Genomic DNA, 17681 nt, shown 5'->3' with positions numbered 1-17681 from the left:
CCTTAGAAGAACCAGCCCGAGGGCTGACGCACGCCGAGCAGCTTGACGAAGATCGCCCAGTAGCCGACGGCCCCGCCGGCCGCGATCAGCGCGGTCTTCCAGTTCGCAGCCGCGCCCTCGAAGAGAGCGATCGCGCCGATCAAAAGCGCGATGGCGGGCAGGTAGCCGATGATCGGCACGAGCACGACATAGGCTGCGCCGAAGCCGAGAAAGCCGAGCGCGCGCGGCAGCGGCGCGATCGGGTCATCATCCCTGGATGGAGCGGTGGCCACGATTGGCTTCGGTGCTCGCGCCAGCGCGCCTTCGATGATGGCGCGCGCCACCAGGACCACGCCGAACCCAGCCAGGACGAAGGCCAAGATGCGGGGCAACCCGCCCGCGCCGACATCGTCGGCAAGCGAGCTCTCCGCAATGTCGCCGATGAAGAGGTAGTACAGGATCGCGATGGCGAGCACGGCGAGCCCGCCTGCCAGGTCCTTCGGAGCTGTTCGGTCGGTCATGCTACTGGTCTTTCCCGACGGGTTGCGCAGGTTGTCGCTGAAGCGCGGCGTCACTTCAGGACGCCGTTCTCCCTCAGGAAAGCTTCGGTGACGGTGCCGAAATTCTGGACGAAGCCCTGGTACTGGTCGTGCGGGATGAAGTTCGCGACCAGGCTCTCGGTCCTGTAGACCTTCTGGTACTCCGGATCGGCCAGGACCTTGGGCACCGCCTCGTCCCAGATCCTGGTGATTGCCGGCGGCAGACCCTTGGGGCCGGCAAGACCGCGGAACTTGTCCAGCGCGATGGCGTAGCCGGATTCCTTCACCGTCGGGACGTTGGGGAAGGCTTCCATGCGCTTGGCGTCGAAGGTCGCGAGCAGCCGGATCTTGCCGGCCTCGAGCTGCGGCCGCAGTTCCGGGATCTCGCCGATGCCGATATCGAGCGTGCCGTTGAGCACGTTGATCATCAGGTCGCCGCCGCCCTCATGCGAGACCACGGCGGGGGACACGCCTGCGGCCTTCTTGAGCTGCTCGGCCGCCTGGCGCTCCAGCGAGGCCGGGTTGGCCGCGCCCCAGCGCCCGCGCGAGCTCTGTGCCTTGTCGATCACGTCCTTGAGGGTTTTGTAGGGGCCGTCGACGCGGGTGTAGATCACCTCCGAGTCGGTGAAGAAGTTCACCAGCGGCTCGACGTCCTTGTAGCCGTGCTGCGTCTTCGAGAGCAGCGAGGTGTAGATGTAGGTCGGCGTCGTCGCGTAGAACACGCTGCCATCGGCCGGCGCCGTCGCCAGCCGCGAGATCGCGCGGGCACCGCTGCCTCCTTGCACGTTCTCGATGATGAAAGTCGCCTTGATGTATTTCGGCAGGTGCTTGGCCATCTCGCGCAGGAAGACGTCGCTGCCGCCCCCCGGGCTCGAATGGGTGACGAGCGTCACCACCTTGTGCGGGTAATCGACCGGCGTTTGCGCGGCGGCGCCGCTCGCCGACCAGGCCGAGAGGCTGGTGGCGACGGCTGTGGCGATGGCCAGATGTCGCATGGTTTCTCTCCCTGAGATCGATGAATGGGCCTCCCTGCTTCGGAGAGGCCTCGTTCGATTCGCGCGGCGGCGCAGAGTGTCCGCGCCGGGCCGTCTCACTGCGCGGCGTTGCGCAGCGGCCGGACCGCCGGGCTGGTGTCGAAGACGAGCTGTTCGACCAACATCTCCATCCGCGGCAGGGCGTCGACGCTCCAGGCCAATTCGAGCAGCCTGTCCTGGGCGGCGTCGGTGATCGCGCCCTCGGCGCACATCCGGAACTTGGCCTCGAGATCGGTGTCGCTGATCGGGTTGTCCGGGCCGCCGCGATAGCGCTCGTCGGCCCACTGCACGAGGGTACGGCCGTCTTTGGTCTCGACCTCGATGCGCGAGCGGATCTTGTCGTAGCCGCGCGCATCGATCTCGGGATCGTTGAGAACCTCGGTGCGCTTCTGCATGTCCTGCATCGCCGGCGAGGCCACGAATGCGTCGCTGAACTCGTGATGGCTGGCGCGGCGACAGAGCGCGATCATCGAGAGCAGCGCCGGCATCGAGAACTTGGCCTGGAGATGATTCTGCGCCAGCGGATAGCGGATCGGCTCAAGGATGTTCCTGCCGGCAAAGAAGCGGATGCGCTCGATCTGCTCGGGCTTGAGGTCATGCGTGAGTACCAGCGCCAGCATGGCGTCCATCGACTGGTGGGTCAGGATGCCCGAGGGGTAGGGTTTGATGCTGATGCCGGGCTCGGCAATCGTCAGCGTCTCGCCGAAGCCCTGCGGCAGCTTTTCTTCCGAAAGTCCCTCGCCCATCACCTGGAAGAAGCCCCAGGTGCCGTCGAGCGCAGCCGGGTCCGCGGTGAAGCCGCGCGCCGCCAGGAGCGCTGCGGTGACGCCGTTCTCCGCGGCGCGCCCGACATGAAGCGGCTTGGTCATCGTGCCGAAATTGCAGCGGATGCCGGCAGCGAAGCTCGCCGCGATGCCGAGCGCATGCGCCGCCTCCGCACCCTTGAGGCCGAGCAGCTTCGCGGTAGTGGCGGCGGCGCCGAAGGTGCCGACCGTACCGCTGCTGTGATGGCCGCGGCGATAATGGCGCGGCGTCATCCATTCCGAGATCTTGCATTCGACCTCGAACCCGGTCTGGAAGGCGAGCATAAGGCGCTTGCCGTCGACGCCGCCAAGGCGCTGCGACAGCACCAGAGCGGCGGTCAGCGGCGGCACCGAGGGGTGGGTCAGCAGGCCGTAGACATGGCGCGGGTCGTTCGAAACCTGGGTGTCGTCCCAGTCATGAGCATGGCCGGCGGTGCCGAGCACGCGCGCGGCCAGCGCTGCGGGAACGCGGGTATGGCCATGACCGATCAGCAGCGCCTCGGCCCTGCCGCCGGTTTCCGCCGCATCGGCGGCCAGCATGCGCACCGAGTCCTCGAGCCCACCTGCGAGGTAGAGCCCGAGCGTATCGAGGATGCAGCGCCGGCCGATCCGCAGCGCTTCGGCTGAGAGGTCGTCGTAGCTCGCGCTCTCGATGAATGTGACGGCGGAGGCGGTGACGTGGTTGAGCTCGGTCATGGCGTATCCGGCTTTCTCTTGAACGAAGATCGTCAGCTGGTCAGGCGCGAGGGCGGCGCCTCGGCCTTGCGATAGGCGGCGAGCAGGCGCGCCTTGGCGCGGGCGACATGGTCGGAATGGGCGCACTGGGCTCGCTCGGGATCGCGGGCGGCGATGGCCTCGACCATCTCGCGATGCTCCGAGTTGGAGACCTCCAGGCCACCGCCCTGAACCAGGCTGCGGGCACGGAACAGGTGCAGCTTCTTGACCAGCCCGCGATATTGCGCGGCGAGCGTGCCATTGCCGCAGGCATCGATGATGAATTCGTGAAAAGCGAGGTTGAGCGGGTAGTAGCGGTCGAAATCGCGGTGGCGCGCTGCCGCTTCCATCTGCTCCAGATAGTCCCTCAACCGTGCGACCTCAGCCTCGCTGACGCGCTCGGCCAGCAGCTTGCCGGCGAGGCCGAACAGCACCGTACGCACATCGTAGATCTCGATTGCCTCCTCGACCGCCGGCTGGCGGATGAAGACGCCGCGATTGGGGACGAGTTCGACCAGGCCGAGGCCTTCGAGGGCTCGCAGCGCCTCGCGCACCGGGCCGCGGCTGGTGCCGAAGCGGATCGCCAGGTGGTTCTCGTTGACGCGCTTCCCGGGCGGAATCTCGCCGCCAAGGATCGCCTTCTCGATTTCGCGTTCGAGCACGCCCGAAAGCGAGCGTGTCCTCAGAATGGTCAGGGCATCGTCTGGAATGGTCATAGGCTCTGATACCAGCGCTAATGGAAAACTGTCAACAGTTTGCAATTTGTAAATGATCGTGCTTCCATGAGCTGGTCGCGCTTCGGAGTCGGACCTGCCGACTGCCGGCAAGACGCAAAGATCAGGTCGGCCCCTGCGCAGCCGTTCAAGTGCATTTCAGGGCTGATCGTTAAATGCTTATTGTTGACAATCCTTAGGATTGGCCCTTAGCTCGATTGAAAATTGGGGTGGCGGAGCAGGAGCGCCTGCTCGCCGTCGACCCAGAAGAACAAAGCCCGGACCATGGATGTCCGGGCGATATCGCGTCTGGGAGGATGCATTGGCGTTTCTGGAACTTGCCGATCTGACGATGCGGTACGGTGCGATGACGGTGGTCGATCGCGTCGATCTGAATGTCGAGAAGGGCAATCTCGTCTGCCTGCTCGGGCCATCGGGCTGCGGCAAGACGACCACCTTGCGCCTCATCGCCGGCTTCATCACGCCCAAGGGCGGTGAGGTCCATGTCGGCGGGCGCACGATCTCATCGGCCGGCTGGAGCGAGCCACCCGAACGGCGGGGCATGTCGATGATCTTCCAGAGCTACGCGCTCTGGCCGCACATGACGGTTCGCGAGAATATCGGCTACGGCCTGTCCCTCCGGAAGATGCAGGCGGCTGAGATCGCGCGGCTTGTCGACAAGATCCTCGACGTCACGCGATTGAAGCCGCTGGCCGAGCGCTATCCGGGAGAGCTTTCCGGAGGGCAGCAGCAACGCGTTTCGCTTGCACGCGCGCTTGTCGTCGAGCCCGAGATCCTGCTGCTCGACGAGCCGCTCTCCAATCTCGACGCCAATCTCCGCGAGGAGATGCGCTTCGAGATCCGCCGCCTCCACGACGCCTATCGCTACACCACCGTCTATGTGACGCACGACCAGGCCGAGGCCATGACCACGGCCGATCTCATCGTGGTGATGAACCAGGGCCGGATCGAGCAGGTGGGGAGCCCGGAAGAGATCTATGAGCGGCCGCAATCGGAATTCGTGGCGCGCTTCCTCGGCGGCACCAACATCCTGAAGGGCCGTTGGCTCGATGTCGATACGGTGGAGTGCGGCCCGCTGAAGCTTCGCTGCGGCACCGGCGATTTCTCGGCCGGCGGGAACGGCGTGGTTTCCGTGCGCCACCATGACATCGTGCTGGACGCGAAGCCGCAGGGCGACGGACCCAATCGGGCTCAGGGCACCGTCCTGCGCCAGGTCTATCTCGGCTCGCATCGCGACTACCTGATCGAGCTTCCCGGCGGCGCGCAGATCCGCACGGTTGCCGAACCGCATCTTGCAATCGACCGCGGCCAGCCTGTCTGGCTGCACTTTCCACAGGAGCACTGCCGCGCTCTCGCCCGCTGAACCGGGGGGCGCCGAAAACAATCTCGCGAACATCATGACAATGAGGAGGAACGAGAATGACACGCCCAATGTTCGACAGACGATCCGTGATCGCCGGCCTTCTGCTCTCGAGCGCTCTCGGAAACATGCCCGCTCTGGCGCAGGCGCCGGCCCCCTATCAGGTCACGCCGGAGCTCATCGCGGCGGCGAAGAAGGAAGGCACGGTCACCTTCTATACCGCGACCGACGTGGCGGTCTCCGAAAAGGTCGGTAACGCCTTCGAAGCGAAATATCCCGGCGTCAAGGTGAAGGTTGAGCGTTCCGGCTCCGAGCGCGTGTTCCAGCGCCTCAGCCAGGAATATGGCAGCTCGATCCATAATGCCGACGTCGTCGAAACCTCCGACGCGGTGCATTTCGTCCTGTTCAAGCGCAATGGCTGGCTGGCCCAGGCCGTGCCGGCCGAGGTCGCCAAGGACTGGCCGAAGGAGGCCAAGGATGCCGACGGCTACTATGCGGCCTATCGCGCCCATCTCTCGGTCATCGGCTACAACAGCAAGCAGGTGAAGGCGGAGGATGCGCCGAAGAGCCATGCCGACCTGCTCGATCCGAAATGGCGCGGGCGCATCGTCAAGGCCCATCCCGGCTATTCCGGCACGGTGATGACCGGTACCGACGTCCTCAGTCAGGCGCTTGGCTGGGAGTTCTTCGAGAAGCTCGGCAAGCAGCGCATCATGCAGGTCCAGTCATCGACCGAGCCGCCGAAGAAACTCGCCCAGGGCGAGCGTTCCATCGAGGCCGACGGCAACGAGTACAATATGTTCATGCTCAAGGAGACCGGTGTTCCCGTCGAGATCGTCTATGCGACCGAAGGCACGCCGATCGCCATCGGTCATAGCGGGATCCTGAAGAGCGCGCCGCATCCCAATGCCGCGAAGCTGTTCTACTCCTTCCTGTTCGACCAGGAGACGCAGCAACTCAACAGCGATTCCGGCGGGCTGCGCTCGTTCCACCCGCGCGTCAAGGAGAAGGAGACGCGCACGCCGCTTTCCAAGATCAAGCTGCTCTATTCCGATCCGCTGAAGCTCGAGCCCAATATCGAGATGATCAAGAAGAAATACGAAGAGTATTTCGGCACCTGATCCGGTCCCGCGCGGAAGCCACGGCGCGGGGCTTCCGCGCCGTGCATCGCCCAACGACGAGAGCTGCACCCGGCGCTGGCGCGTCGCGCGCCGGCGGCGCACGGAGATCCTCATGACTGCGATAACCGGGATCGTGTCCGGAGTTCCGATACGCCGCGTCGCCATCGACTGGTCGCGGCCGATCTTCGTGCTGCTCACCGTCGTCCTCTCGGTGCTGGTCGTGCTGCCGCTTGCCTGGCTCGGCTACTACGCAGTGACCGATCAGTCCGGCAGCCTCAGCCTCGCCAATTTCAAGGCGCTGGTCAGCGATGCGACGCTGCGCCGGCCATTCATTGTCGCGATCACCATGGCGCTGAGCGTCGGGTTGCTCTCCTGCGCCATCGCCACGCCGCTCGCCTGGATCGTGGCCCGCACCGACATGCCGGGCCGCACGATCGTGCGCGGGCTCGTCATGGCGTCATTCGTGACGCCGCCCTTCCTCGGCGCCATCGCCTGGGAGATCCTGGCGGCGCCCAACAGCGGCATCATCAACGCCGTCTATCGTTGGCTGTTCGGTCTCGACCCGTACGAGTACCTCGTCGACATCTACACCCTGTCCGGCCTCGTCTTCGCGATCGCGTGCTACACGTTTCCCTATGTCTTCACCTTGGTGACGAACGCGCTCGAACGCGTTCCGACCGAACTCGAGGAGGCATCCGCCATCCTTGGCGGCGGCCTGTGGACGACCTTGCGCAAGGTGACGGTGCCGCTCGTCCTGCCGGCCATGCTCGCAGGCTCGCTCATCGCAGTGCTGCAGGCGCTGACCATGTTCGGCTCGCCGGCCATCCTCGCCCTGCCGGCGAATTTCCACGTCATCACCACCAAGATCTGGAGCCTGTTCCAATATCCGCCCAAGCCCGGGCTCGCGGCGGCGGCCGCGCTGCCGCTGCTCCTCGTCACCATCCTGTTGCTCTGGACGCAGCGGCGCATCCTCGGCCGGCGCGGATACACCACGGTCGGCGGCAAGAGCGGGAGTGCGCGGATCACGGTGCTCGGGCGCTGGAAATGGCTCGCGCTCGGCTTCACCTTCCTCGTCCTGTCGCTGACGGTGCTGATGCCCTATGCCGCGCTGGTGAAGACCGCGCTCACCCGCACGGTGGCCGAACCGCTGACCTTCGAGAGCTTCACGCTCCACCATATCTGGTTCGTGTTCTTCGAGTTCTCGGCGACGCAGCTGGCGCTGCGCAACACGTTCCTGCTCGGCTTCCTCACGGCGACCATCGGGACGGCAATCGCGCTCGTCGTGGCCTATCTCGTCACGCGCGGCAGTTCGCGCGGGGCCCCGCTGCTCGGCTATCTCGCCACCGCACCTGTCGCGATCCCCGGCATCGTGCTCGGCGTCGGCCTCTTCCTCAGCTATTCCAGTCCGATATTGCCGCTCTACGGCACGCTCTGGATCCTGCTGATCGCCTTCCTGACCATCGAGATGCCTGCGGGCTACCAACAGCTCTCGTCCGCCTTCAAGAGCGTGCATGTCGAACTCGAGGAGGCGGGGCGCATCCTCGGCGCGACGCGGATGACGACGCTGCGCACCATCACCGCGCCGCTGCTGCGCTCCAATGTCGTGGCGGCATGGTGCTTCGTGTTCATCGGCACGATCCGCGAGCTTTCGGCCACGATCCTGCTGACCACGGCCGACACCAAGCTCGTATCGGTCATCATCTACGACCTGAACGAATCCGGCGATCTCGGCGCGATTTCGGTGCTCGGGATCATGCTGCTGATGGTTTCGTTCGCGGTCGTCTTCCTCGCCAACCGCCTGCCGCTCCTGGGCGGAGCGAGGGTCGCGCCGGTCCGTGGTTGATCAGGCGTCCGGGTAATGGCCGAGCGGGCCGAACAATGCGGCGCGACTGATCAAGACATGTTCCTCCAGGGCAGCTCCGGCGCCGGCGGGGTCACGCGCCGCGATCCGCTCGAGGATCACGCGGTGCTCGTCATTCGAGGTCGCCATCCGGCCCGGCATATCGAGGGTGCGGCGGCGCAGGAGGTGCATCTCGCGGTGGATGGCGGCGCATTCGGCTGCGAGGCGGCCATTGCCACCGAATTCGACGATGGCTTCGTGAAAGCGCAGATTGCCGGGATAGAAGCTGTTGAGGTCCCCCGCTGCCATCGCGGCGTCCATCTCCGCGACATAGCCGGAGAGGATGGCGACCTGTTCGTCGGTGACGATGGACGCCAGCAGCCTGCCTGCCAGACCATAGAGCGCCGCCCGGATCTCGTAGAGCTCGGCCGCTTCACGCCCGTCGAGCGCGCGGATGAACACGCCACGGTTGACCACCACGTTCACCAGACCGCTCTGCTCCAGCCCCCTGCATGCCTCGCGGATCGGGCCCCGACTGACTCCCAGCCGGGCGGCGAGCGCGTTCTCGTTGAGGCGCTCGCCGGCGCTCAGTTCGCCACGCTCGATCATCTGCTCCAACTCGTGCCGGATGATCGAGGTCAGGGACTGGTTGCGGCGAAGCTGCAGGGCGGAATCGATATCGAGGCTCATGCACTGGGTTCCGTGTGATGGGCCCAATCTATCAGTCCGGGTCGGCCAATGCCATCGGATCTTAAACTGTTGACAATCAGCAAAAGACAATTAGAGGCTGATGGCCTAGCCTGGAGGACGCCATGAAGACGCCCGATAATTTTTCGCCCTCGGATAACGGCCTGACGCGCTATGTGGCGTCCTTCATCTGCGACGCATCGCCGACGGATTTGCCCGGCGATGTCGTCGCGCTCGGCAAGAAATCGATCCTCGACGGGCTCGGGCTGGCGCTGTCTGGCTCGGTCGCCCATAGCGGCGAATATGTCCGCCGCCACCTGGCCGATCTGAACCTCGCTGCCGGACCGGCCACGGTCATTGGCTCGGGGCTGAAGGTCGCGCCGCGCTTCGCGGCCTTCGCCAATGGCGTCGGTATTCACGCCGACGATTACGACGACACTCAGCTCGCCGTGGCCAAGGACCGGGTCTACGGGCTTCTCACCCATCCGACCGCACCTGCGCTGCCGGCGGCGCTCGCCATGGGCGAGGCGAAAGGCGCCAGCGGACGCGATGTGATGCTCGCCTACCATCTTGGCGTCGAGGTGGAGTGCAAGATCGCGGAGGCGATCAACCCGCGGCACTACCAGACCGGCTTCCACGCCACGGCCACCTGCGGCACCTTTGCCGCTGCAGCCGCCAGCGCCAGGCTGATGGGGCTCGACCTCGACCAGACCCTGCGCGCGCTGTCCATCGCCGGCAGCCAGTCGGCCGGGCTGCGCGAGAATTTCGGCACGATGACCAAGCCTTTCCATGCCGGGCGCTCGTCGGAGAGCGGCGTCGCGGCAGCGCAGTTCGCCGCATATGGCTGGAGCGCCACGGACAAGATCCTGGAGGCGCCGCGCGGCTTCTTCCGCGCCGCCGGCGGCGGCTATGACGAGGGCGCCATCCTGAACCAGCTCGGTGCGCCCTGGACCTTCGCGGCGCCCGGCATCTCGATCAAGCCGCATCCTTCAGGCTCGCTGACCCATCCCGGCATGACCGAGATGCTGCGTCTCATCCGTGAGAACAAGATCACGGCGGACGCGGTGGAGCGGGTCCGCGTCGGCACCAACCACAACATGCCCAATGCGCTGATCCACCATCGGCCGACCAACGAGCTCCAGGCCAAGTTCTCGATGGAGTTCTGCATGGCGATCCTCCTGATCGAGGGGAAAGCAGGCCTCGCCGAGTTCACCGACGAGGTGGTGAACCGCGCCGACGTCAAGGCGATGATCGAGCGGATCGATTTCGTGGTGGACGATGAGGCCGAGGCCGCAGGCTACGACAAGATGACGACCCTCATCGCCATCACGCTGAAAGATGGCCGGACAATCTCGGGCCGGGCCGATTTCGGCAAGGGAAGCCCGGCCAACCCGATGAGCTACGAGGAGGTCTCGGACAAGTTCCGCGAAACCGCAGGCTTCGCCAATCTCGGCCGGGAACGGATCGAGGAGGTGATCGCCATGGTGCGCGATCTGGAGACGCTGCCCTCGATCGAGCGCCTGATGGCGCCCTTGCGGCTCTGACCATGGCCCAGCTCACCATCGGCGTCCTCAACGGGGATGATATCGGCCATGAGATCGTCCCGGCTGCGGTCGAGGTGACGTGCGCAGCGGCTGCCCGGCACGGGCTCGCCATCGACTGGCGGCCCATGCCTATCGGCCGCGCCGCGCTGGACAGCCACGGCACGACAATGCCGGAGGGCACGCTGGGGACGCTCGCCACCTTCGACGGCTTCATCCTCGGCCCGATCGGTCATCAGGCCTATCCAAAAGGGCCGGGCGCGATCAATCCGCATCCGATCCTGCGCAAGCATTTCGACCTGTTCGCCAATGTCCGCCCGACACGATCCTATCCCGATATCGGCTGCATCTATGACGATGTCGACCTCGTTATCGTGCGCGAGAACAACGAGGGCTTCCAGCCGGACCGCAATGTCGTGATGGGCTCGGGCGAGTTCCGGCCCAATGACGACCTGACCATCTCGGTGCGCGTCATCTCGCGCAACGGCAGCCGCAAGGTCGCCCGTGCCGCGCTCGAGATCGCCCGGTCGCGGCGGAAGCGCCTGACGCTCGTGCACAAGAACACCGTGTTCAAGCTCGGCTGCGGCATGTTCGTGGAGAGCTGCTACGAAGCGGCGAAGGAGTACCCCGACGTCACGGTCGACGAGGTGATTGTCGATACCTTCGCCATGCGCCTGGTGCGCGATCCGCAGAGCTTCGACACCGTCGTGACGACGAACATGTTCGGCGACATCCTGACGGATGAAGCTGCGGGGCTGGTCGGCGGGCTCGGCATGGCGCCCGGCCTGTGCATCGGCGAGGGCGGTCTCGCCATGGCGCAAGCGACGCATGGCTCGGCGCCCGACATTGCCGGCAAGGGCGTCGCCAATCCCTATGCAATGATCGAGTCGACACGGATGCTGATCGAGCATCTCGGCCGGGTGCGATCGCTGCCGCAGGCGGTGGAGGTCGCGCGCACGACGGAAGCGGCGATCCGTTCCGCGCTCTCGGACCCGGAGACGCGCACGCGCGACATTCGCGGCACCACCGGTACCCGTGGCATGACCGACGCGATCATCAGGGCGATCGGCTAAAGCATCGGCCTGGAAAGTGGATGGCGGTTTTCGGGAAGGCCAAGGCAAGTACAGTTAGATCATCGCCCGGATACGGGATCCGGTCCGATGATCCAAAGCATGATGCCGAAACGTTGCATCAGGCTCTGAGGTTGAGCGTATCGAGCCGGTATTCGCCGCGTTCGTCTGCGTCGAGTTGGGCGACCAGCCCGAGCTCCCAGGCCAGATAGCGCCGCGCGGCATCGAGATTGCCGTCATGCCGGTCGTGCACGAAGAACAGATAGTCGATGGCGTCGGCGTCCGCGGGGGCGTCGGACGAGACGTCGAGGGCAAGTCCGGCAGCGCGCCATTCGCTTGCTTCGCCCGTGACCCGGCGAACCGATGTCGCGCCGAATTCTGCGAGGTCGCGGCTGGCGAGCGCGGTTGCTGTCTCGTCTCCCGCAAGCAGGACGCGCCGGCCTGCCATGGCCGGCAGGCGCGGCCGGATCGACCAGACGGCGCCTGGCAGATGGCCGGCGCGATAGGCGAGTGAGACGCGCAGGTCGAGCAGCAGGTCTCCGGCTTGCGCGCGCTCGATCGCCTCATCGGCGCTGATTGCAGGCAGCGCGACAAGGTCGGGAGGCGGCTCGCCCACAGGCAGGCGCCAGTCGGCCGGCCAGGTCTCGATATCCGGGAGTACATAGGTTTCGTAGCCGAGCTGGCGCAGCCAGAACGCTGCGAGCGCGGCGCGCAGCCCGGTATCGTCGGCCAGGATGACGCGGGCGCGGCGGACGCCGATCCACTGATCCGTGGCCTGCACGAGCTGGCCGCCAGGCGCGGAAGCGGCCGCGGCATGCGGCGCGGCAGCGTGTTCGGCCGGATCGCGCACATCAAGCAGATAGGTCGTGCGGCCGGGCTCGCCGGCGAGGTCTTCGGCTGCGACGCGGTCGATCCGCGGAATAGCGTGCGTGTGCATGAAGGCGTCGGCGCGCAGACTGCTCGCGGCTGGATCGGCCTGCGGCAGAGGGTCCGCGAGAGAGTTATGCGCGAGCGCACGGCCCGACAGCGTCCAGCCCTGCGTGCCGTTTTCGAGCGCGAGAACCACCGCGCCCGGCTGCATCAGCGCAAGGCCCGCGGCGCCGATGATGCTGCGCGTCCGCCCGGCGCAGTTGATGACGACGGGGGCTTCGGCCGCAGCGAGCGCGTCCCAGCGATGCGCCGCCTCGCCGTTCGGGAAGGAGCGCGAGCCCGGGATCGTCATCTTCGTGTATTCGGCGGCCGAGCGACCGTCGAGGAGGTGCAGTGGCCGGCCCCGCTCCCACCAGGCCTCCAGAATGTCCGGGCCTATCGCAGGCACGTGCCATTGCTCCTCGACCAGTTCGCCCAGCGTCTTGCTTGGCAGATTCACCCCCTTGAACAGCGTGTACCCGGCCGCAGCCCAGGCCGGCGCGCCGCCCTCGATCCAGTCGATACGGCCGTAACCCATCGCGGCGAGCCGCGTTGCTGCGCGCTGGGCCACCCCATCGCCCTCGTCGACCAGCATGAGCGGCACGCCGCGGCGGGGCACGAGCGCCCCGATCAGCGACTCCAGCCGGCTATAGGGGCAGGGCACGGCGAGGAAGGGGTGGCCTTCGCCGTACTGACCATGTTCGCGTATATCGAGACAGGCGATCTCACCGGAGGCATGCAGCCGCCGCTTCGCTTCGTGCGGACCGAGCGCCGGCATCAGGCGGCTTCTGCATAGGGCACGGGCTCGCGTCCCGAGAAAAAGTCATGGAAGGCGGCGTAGACGAGGTCGGGCCGGTGCTCGGCCGGATAGTGCCCGCTCGGAACCGCCCAGCCGCGCACGCCGTCCGCCCATTCCTGCCAGGCCTCGAGCGGCTTGAAATGCCGGCCGCAATGGCTGTTCGAACCCCACAGGACGAGGACGGGACAGGCGATCTTGCGCTTGCCGTAATCCGCCGTGTCCATGGCAAGGTCGAGGGTCACCGTGGCGCGATAATCTTCGCAGACGGCGTGGATCTGCTCCGGCGTCGTACAGCGCGCGTAGTCGGCCAGCGCCTCAGGTGTGAAGATCTCGAGCCCGACGCCCTTCTTGTTAAGCTTGTAGCGGATGTAATAGTCGAGATCGGCGCAGATCAGCCGCTCGGGAAAGGGCGCTTTTTGCGCCATGAAGAACCAGTGGTAGGATTCGAGCCCCCAGCCGAGGCTGACATGCGTCAGGACGTGATGGGTCGGCACAATGTCGAGCGCGGCCAGCGCCGTGACGCGCTCCGGCTGGTCGAGGGCCATGCGGAAGGCGACGCGCGCGCCCCGGTCATGCCCTGCAACCGCGAAACGGTCGAAGCCGAGCGCATCCATGACGTCGAAATTGTCCTCGCCCATGGCGCGGAAACTGTAGCCGGCATGGTCCTCGCCACCGTCGGGCTTGGAGCTGTCTCCGTAACCGCGCAGGTCGGTCGCGACCACGGTGAAGCTCTGAGCCAGCGATGGCGCGATCTTGTGCCAGCTCGACAGATTGAGCGGATTGCCGTGGATCAGCAGCAATGGCGGGCCGCTTCCGGCTACGGCCACCTCGATCTCGGCGCCGCGCGTGCGCAGCTTGCGTCGCTCGAAGCCTGCCATCAGCACGGGGCCGTGCGGCAGGAGTGGCGGCCGGTTCGCCCCGGGTTCTGATCGTTCCAGCATCATCGGCATTGCTCCTCATCGGGTCCCATGCGATGAATATCATATTGTCGACAATAAGCATCTTGAATCTGAGGAACGTCATGCCCGCCATCCAGGATAAGCCTCGCCTCGGCTTCCTCTTCGGAGACGCCACCGGCATCGGTCCCGAGATTGCGGCCAAGGTTCTGGCCGCGGGCGGCTATCGCGAGCATGCCCGGCTCGTTGCGATCGGCGATCATCGTGTGCTGGCGCAGGGCGCGCGCGATGCCGGTGTTCAGCTCCGCTGGACCGGCGTCACTGAAGGCGAACAGATCGACTGGGACGCGGCCGAAATCCCGCTCGTCGATCTCGGCAATGCTGATCCGGCCCAGCTTGGACGCGGGCAGATATCTGCGGAATCCGGCCGGATAACAGGCGAGACGCTGGCCCGTGCCATCGGCATGGCGCAGGCTGGGCAGCTTGATGCCATCACCTTCGCGCCGCTCAACAAGGCGGCGATGTTCGCGGGCGGCTGGCGCTTTCCCGACGAGCACAAGTTGTTCGCGCATCTGCTGAAGCATCACGGCTATTTCTCGGAAATGAACGTGCTCGACGGCCAGTGGATGTCGCGCGTGACCTCACATGTCTCGCTGCGCGAGGCGCTCGACCTGATCGATGCACGCGCGATCACCGATGCGGTCGAGCTCGTCGATCGCATGATGAAGCGCGCCGGGATCGCCAGCCCGCGCATCGCGGTTGCCGCACTCAACCCTCATGCCGGAGAGAACGGCCTGTTCGGCCGCGACGAGATCGAGTTGATCCGCCCGACCGTGGAGCGGATCGCGGCGGGCGGCATCGGCTGCTCCGGGCCCTATCCGGCCGACACGGTCTATATCCGTGCCTTCGCCGGCGAGTTCGACAGCGTCGTCGCCATGTACCACGACCAGGGGCAGATCGCGACGAAGCTCAGGGGCTTCAATCGCGGTGTCACGGTGACGGCCGGGCTTGACGTCGTCTTCACGACCCCAGCGCATGGCACAGCATTCGACATCGTCGGCAAGGGCGTGGCCTCGCCCGGCGCGCTTCAGAGCGCCATCGAACTCGCCGGGCGGCTGGCGACAGCACGGCCCGCGGCCTGAGCCACCCGACCGGGGTGGCGGCAGCTATGCCGCAGCCGGTGACCATTACGGTCGATGCGCTGCGTCACGTTCCCTTGACCGGGCATGTCCAGGAGCTCTCGCCAGCCACAGGCTCCGAGTTCAGCATCCTGAAGGCCGACAACGCGACAGGCAATTTTACCAAGATCGCGCAGCGGCTGCCGGTTCGGATCGCCATCGATCAGGACCAGCCCCTGGCCGAGGATCTGGCGCCAGGCATGTCGGTCATCGTCAGCATCGACACCGCCACGCCCGTTGATGCCTCAGTCAAACTATCCGGCGCCGACAGGCAATAGCAGCGGCGGCCCACCGACAGGCAGTACTTCCACCTCGGATTTCGGGCTCGTCCGTGCTCCAAAATGGCTGCGGTGATCCAGAAATCCCAACGCCTCGAAACGCCAAAATGGCAGGTGCCAACGGCGGACAGGTTCTCGGCCGGGTCAGGCGCTGGACCCCGATCGCGGGCCGCGCTTTGCCCGCGGCGGCTTCGCGACGACAGGCGCGGCCGGTGCCACCTTGGCCTTGCGCCCCAGGCCCGATGCCCTGGCAAGAGCGGCTCGAGCCTCGGAATAGTTCGGCGCCACCATCGGATAATCCGAAGGCAGGCCCCACTTGGTGCGATATTGCTCAGGAGTGAGATTGTAGGCCGTGCCCAGATGACGCCTGAGGGATTTGAACGCCTTGCCGTCTTCCAGGCAGATGATGGCGTCCGGCGTTACTGACTTCTTGATCGGAACGGCTGGAACGAGCACGACCGGTGCCGGCGCAGCTCCGGATTTGGCGTCGAGTTGCGCGAACGCGGAATATGTGCTCGCAATCAAGCCAACGAGATCGCCGCGCGGGACATTGTTATGTGCGACATAGGCTGAAATAACCATCGCCGTGAGATCAATATAATTTTCATCTTCGTTGGCCATGATTTTTCCCAAATCAGAATATTGCGCCTAGGCCCCATTTAACCTGTCGAACGTTCTGTTTGCAATACTCGTTGCGGTGGCTCGCCCAATTCCGATACTTGCGGCCCAGTTTATTCTGGTGAGACAGCATGCGACCGCCTACTGAACTGGGTGATGCCGCGCCTGTTCCAAGCTGGCCTTGGCCAACATGGCTTCCAATGAGGCGAGGACTTCTGGCACCATGAAGAGGGAGATTTCGTTCTTCCCATCGACTTCCAGGGCGATTACGGCGCCCAGCGTCGTGTCGGCGCTGACGGTAACGTGCTTCACCTTGATCACTGCAAACTCGCGTGTCGGCTTCTGCGCCATTCTCTCACCCCGTTCCTTGATCTGCAGTTGTCATTCGATGTCAGCTTGCGATGTCAGCTTGCAAGGGATTCACCGCGGTCTCACCACACGGCCTTGATGCCGTGGTCCTCGCGACCGGTTGATCCTTCGACGAGCCATCAACTCGCTCTCCTTGCCAGAATCCTTGATGCGCCCGGTCAAGCCCTGGAGGCGTTTGACGGCGAGGGCGATGTCCAGATAATTGCTGGGCCTGTCACGTCGCGACCGTCACTTTCGGTCCTTCAGCTCGCGATGCCTTGCGCGTCTCATAATCGACGATCGCGGCCCTGAGAGCCTGCAGTTCGACGGCCTTCGCCGAATCGGGCTTGGCATCTTCTATTTGGCCGATGCGCAGAAGCGCATGGCGATAATCCTCATGGCAGGTGATGCAGACACTCGGTGCTTCCGGTTTGAGTTCGGGGGCCGCGGTCATCGGATCTCTCCTTCCGTGGCTGATCCCCAGAGACCTAGTCTGGGCCGTGGGGGTTTCAAGAGGGGCGCCAGTCGATGAACCCGCCGCGCTGCCTCCAAAGGCGGCAGCCAAGGCCGCGGCTCGTCCGGATTTGCGAAGCAGAAGCGTGCATGTGAATGGCCGCTTCCAGGCAGGCCCGCGGCGCCGCATGGGCTCCTCTAAAAGCATGTCTCGTCAAAAAGCATGTCTCGCGCATCCCTGCATTCCTATATGGAGGTGGCGTTCCGGCGCCGCCGCCACGGCGGGCGCGGCTGCCAAATGTCGCTCGCCTTTGACCGTTCGTGCAGAATTTGTGTCCTGCGTATCGCAGCCAAAAGCACCCAGGGTTTGAAGGCTACGGGACAATCCACACCTGCCACGGCCGCGTTGAGAGCGGGTGGAGTTTCTTTCGAACTCCGAACCTACGAGTACGCCCCGAACAGCGACCGCGTCGGTCTTCGGGCGGCCCAGTCTCTGGGTGAACCGCCAAGTCGGGTCTTGAAGACGCTGATCGCGCAGGTCGACAACACACCGGTTTGCCTGGTTCTCCAATCAGACCGCGAGGCAAGCATGAAACGGGTGGCCGCGGCCCTTGGAGGCAAGAGCGCGCGGATGCTGGCGCCGAGCGATGCCGAGCGCCTTATACCGAGTCCCGGAGATCGTGACTCGGGCCGGCTTCTCAAATCAGCCCCGGCCTGATTCAACATGGCGAACGAGGGAGGTTCGCCATGGCTATTCCGCTTCGGGCTGATTTCGATGGG

Annotated in this window: 16 protein-coding genes and 2 pseudogenes; 8 read left to right on the top strand and 10 right to left on the bottom strand. The window is 65.4% G+C overall.

The features are described 5' to 3' along the window. Nucleotides 1-2: 2 nt before the first annotated feature. The 4 genes from FG93_RS08920 to FG93_RS08905 all read right to left on the bottom strand — a co-directional run bounded on the left by FG93_RS08920 (nt 3) and on the right by FG93_RS08905 (nt 3785). A complete protein-coding gene (locus FG93_RS08920) occupies nt 3-500 on the bottom strand; it encodes a tripartite tricarboxylate transporter TctB family protein (protein ID WP_052513579.1) in 498 nt (165 codons plus the stop codon). Between the two features lie 50 nt (nt 501-550). Next, nucleotides 551-1513: a tripartite tricarboxylate transporter substrate binding protein gene (locus FG93_RS08915; RefSeq protein ID WP_043233801.1), complete on the bottom strand. Its 963-nt coding sequence runs from the start codon at nt 1511-1513 to the stop codon at nt 551-553. Between the two features lie 95 nt (nt 1514-1608). Beyond that, nucleotides 1609-3051, bottom strand: a complete 1443-nt coding sequence (locus FG93_RS08910; RefSeq protein WP_052513534.1) for an MmgE/PrpD family protein — start codon at nt 3049-3051, stop codon at nt 1609-1611. 32 nt (nt 3052-3083) lie between these two features. Then, the gene (locus tag FG93_RS08905; protein ID WP_043233800.1) at nt 3084-3785 is read right to left on the bottom strand and encodes an FCD domain-containing protein; all 702 of its coding nucleotides are present in this window, start codon (nt 3783-3785) and stop codon (nt 3084-3086) included. Nucleotides 3786-4071: 286 nt separating this feature from the next. On the opposite strand from FG93_RS08905, the gene FG93_RS08900 reads away from it, so the two are divergent. From FG93_RS08900 to FG93_RS08890, 3 genes are all read left to right on the top strand, one after another. After that, nucleotides 4072-5166, top strand: a complete 1095-nt coding sequence (locus tag FG93_RS08900; protein ID WP_052513533.1) for an ABC transporter ATP-binding protein — start codon at nt 4072-4074, stop codon at nt 5164-5166. 56 nt (nt 5167-5222) lie between these two features. Further along, nucleotides 5223-6284 (top strand): ABC transporter substrate-binding protein, encoded by a 1062-nt coding sequence (locus FG93_RS08895; protein WP_043233798.1) that lies wholly within the window; start codon nt 5223-5225, stop codon nt 6282-6284. Nucleotides 6285-6396: 112 nt separating this feature from the next. Next, nucleotides 6397-8127 carry an iron ABC transporter permease gene (locus FG93_RS08890; protein WP_052513532.1) on the top strand — a complete coding sequence of 577 codons (1731 nt, stop codon included), beginning with the start codon at nt 6397-6399 and terminating at the stop codon, nt 8125-8127. Here the strand turns inward: FG93_RS08890 and FG93_RS08885 are convergent, their stop codons facing one another. Further along, complete coding sequence (locus FG93_RS08885; protein ID WP_052513531.1) at nt 8128-8814, bottom strand: FCD domain-containing protein; 687 nt, start codon at nt 8812-8814, stop codon at nt 8128-8130. It abuts the gene before it with no gap. Nucleotides 8815-8936: 122 nt separating this feature from the next. Between FG93_RS08885 and FG93_RS08880 the strand changes: the two genes are divergently transcribed. Next, a complete protein-coding gene (locus FG93_RS08880; protein ID WP_043233797.1) occupies nt 8937-10355 on the top strand; it encodes an MmgE/PrpD family protein in 1419 nt (472 codons plus the stop codon). A 2-nt stretch (nt 10356-10357) separates the two neighbouring features. Further along, a complete protein-coding gene (locus FG93_RS08875) occupies nt 10358-11425 on the top strand; it encodes an isocitrate/isopropylmalate dehydrogenase family protein (RefSeq protein ID WP_043233796.1) in 1068 nt (355 codons plus the stop codon). Between the two features lie 118 nt (nt 11426-11543). On the opposite strand, the gene FG93_RS08870 is transcribed toward FG93_RS08875, so the two are convergent. Both FG93_RS08870 and FG93_RS08865 read right to left on the bottom strand, forming a co-directional pair. Further along, nucleotides 11544-13109, bottom strand: a complete 1566-nt coding sequence (locus FG93_RS08870) for a rhodanese-like domain-containing protein (protein WP_043233794.1) — start codon at nt 13107-13109, stop codon at nt 11544-11546. Further along, entirely contained in the window at nt 13109-14074 is a 966-nt protein-coding gene (locus FG93_RS08865) for an alpha/beta fold hydrolase (protein WP_244448539.1), read from the bottom strand. Before FG93_RS08865 ends, FG93_RS08870 begins: the two co-directional genes overlap by 1 nt. Before the next feature lie 77 nt (nt 14075-14151). Here FG93_RS08865 and FG93_RS08860 point away from each other — a divergent pair, with 77 nt between their 5' ends. Together FG93_RS08860 and FG93_RS08855 are read left to right on the top strand one after the other, a co-directional pair. Further along, nucleotides 14152-15168, top strand: a complete 1017-nt coding sequence (locus FG93_RS08860) for a PdxA family protein (RefSeq protein WP_052513578.1) — start codon at nt 14152-14154, stop codon at nt 15166-15168. 26 nt (nt 15169-15194) lie between these two features. Beyond that, nucleotides 15195-15482: pseudogene (locus FG93_RS08855) on the top strand (HlyD family secretion protein); the annotation flags it as partial. Between the two features lie 144 nt (nt 15483-15626). On the opposite strand, the gene FG93_RS08850 reads toward FG93_RS08855, so the two are convergent. The 3 genes from FG93_RS08850 to FG93_RS08840 form a co-directional block, all read right to left on the bottom strand. Next, complete coding sequence (locus tag FG93_RS08850; RefSeq protein ID WP_043233791.1) at nt 15627-16103, bottom strand: MucR family transcriptional regulator; 477 nt, start codon at nt 16101-16103, stop codon at nt 15627-15629. A 138-nt stretch (nt 16104-16241) separates the two neighbouring features. Then, nucleotides 16242-16451 (bottom strand): hypothetical protein, encoded by a 210-nt coding sequence (locus tag FG93_RS08845; protein ID WP_043233790.1) that lies wholly within the window; start codon nt 16449-16451, stop codon nt 16242-16244. A 232-nt stretch (nt 16452-16683) separates the two neighbouring features. Beyond that, a complete protein-coding gene (locus tag FG93_RS08840) occupies nt 16684-16902 on the bottom strand; it encodes a hypothetical protein (RefSeq protein ID WP_043233788.1) in 219 nt (72 codons plus the stop codon). Nucleotides 16903-17268: 366 nt separating this feature from the next. Between FG93_RS08840 and FG93_RS31125 the strand changes: the two are divergent. Next, a pseudogene (locus FG93_RS31125) lies at nt 17269-17562 on the top strand (YbaK/EbsC family protein); the annotation flags it as partial. Nucleotides 17563-17681: the final 119 nt, after the last annotated feature.

Origin of the sequence: Allobosea sp. LC85, assembly GCF_000735605.1 — a bacterium.
Taxonomy (GTDB): domain Bacteria; phylum Pseudomonadota; class Alphaproteobacteria; order Rhizobiales; family Beijerinckiaceae; genus Allobosea.
The sequence above is the reverse complement of the archived record's forward strand: the minus strand, read 5'-3'. Positions and strand labels throughout refer to the sequence as shown.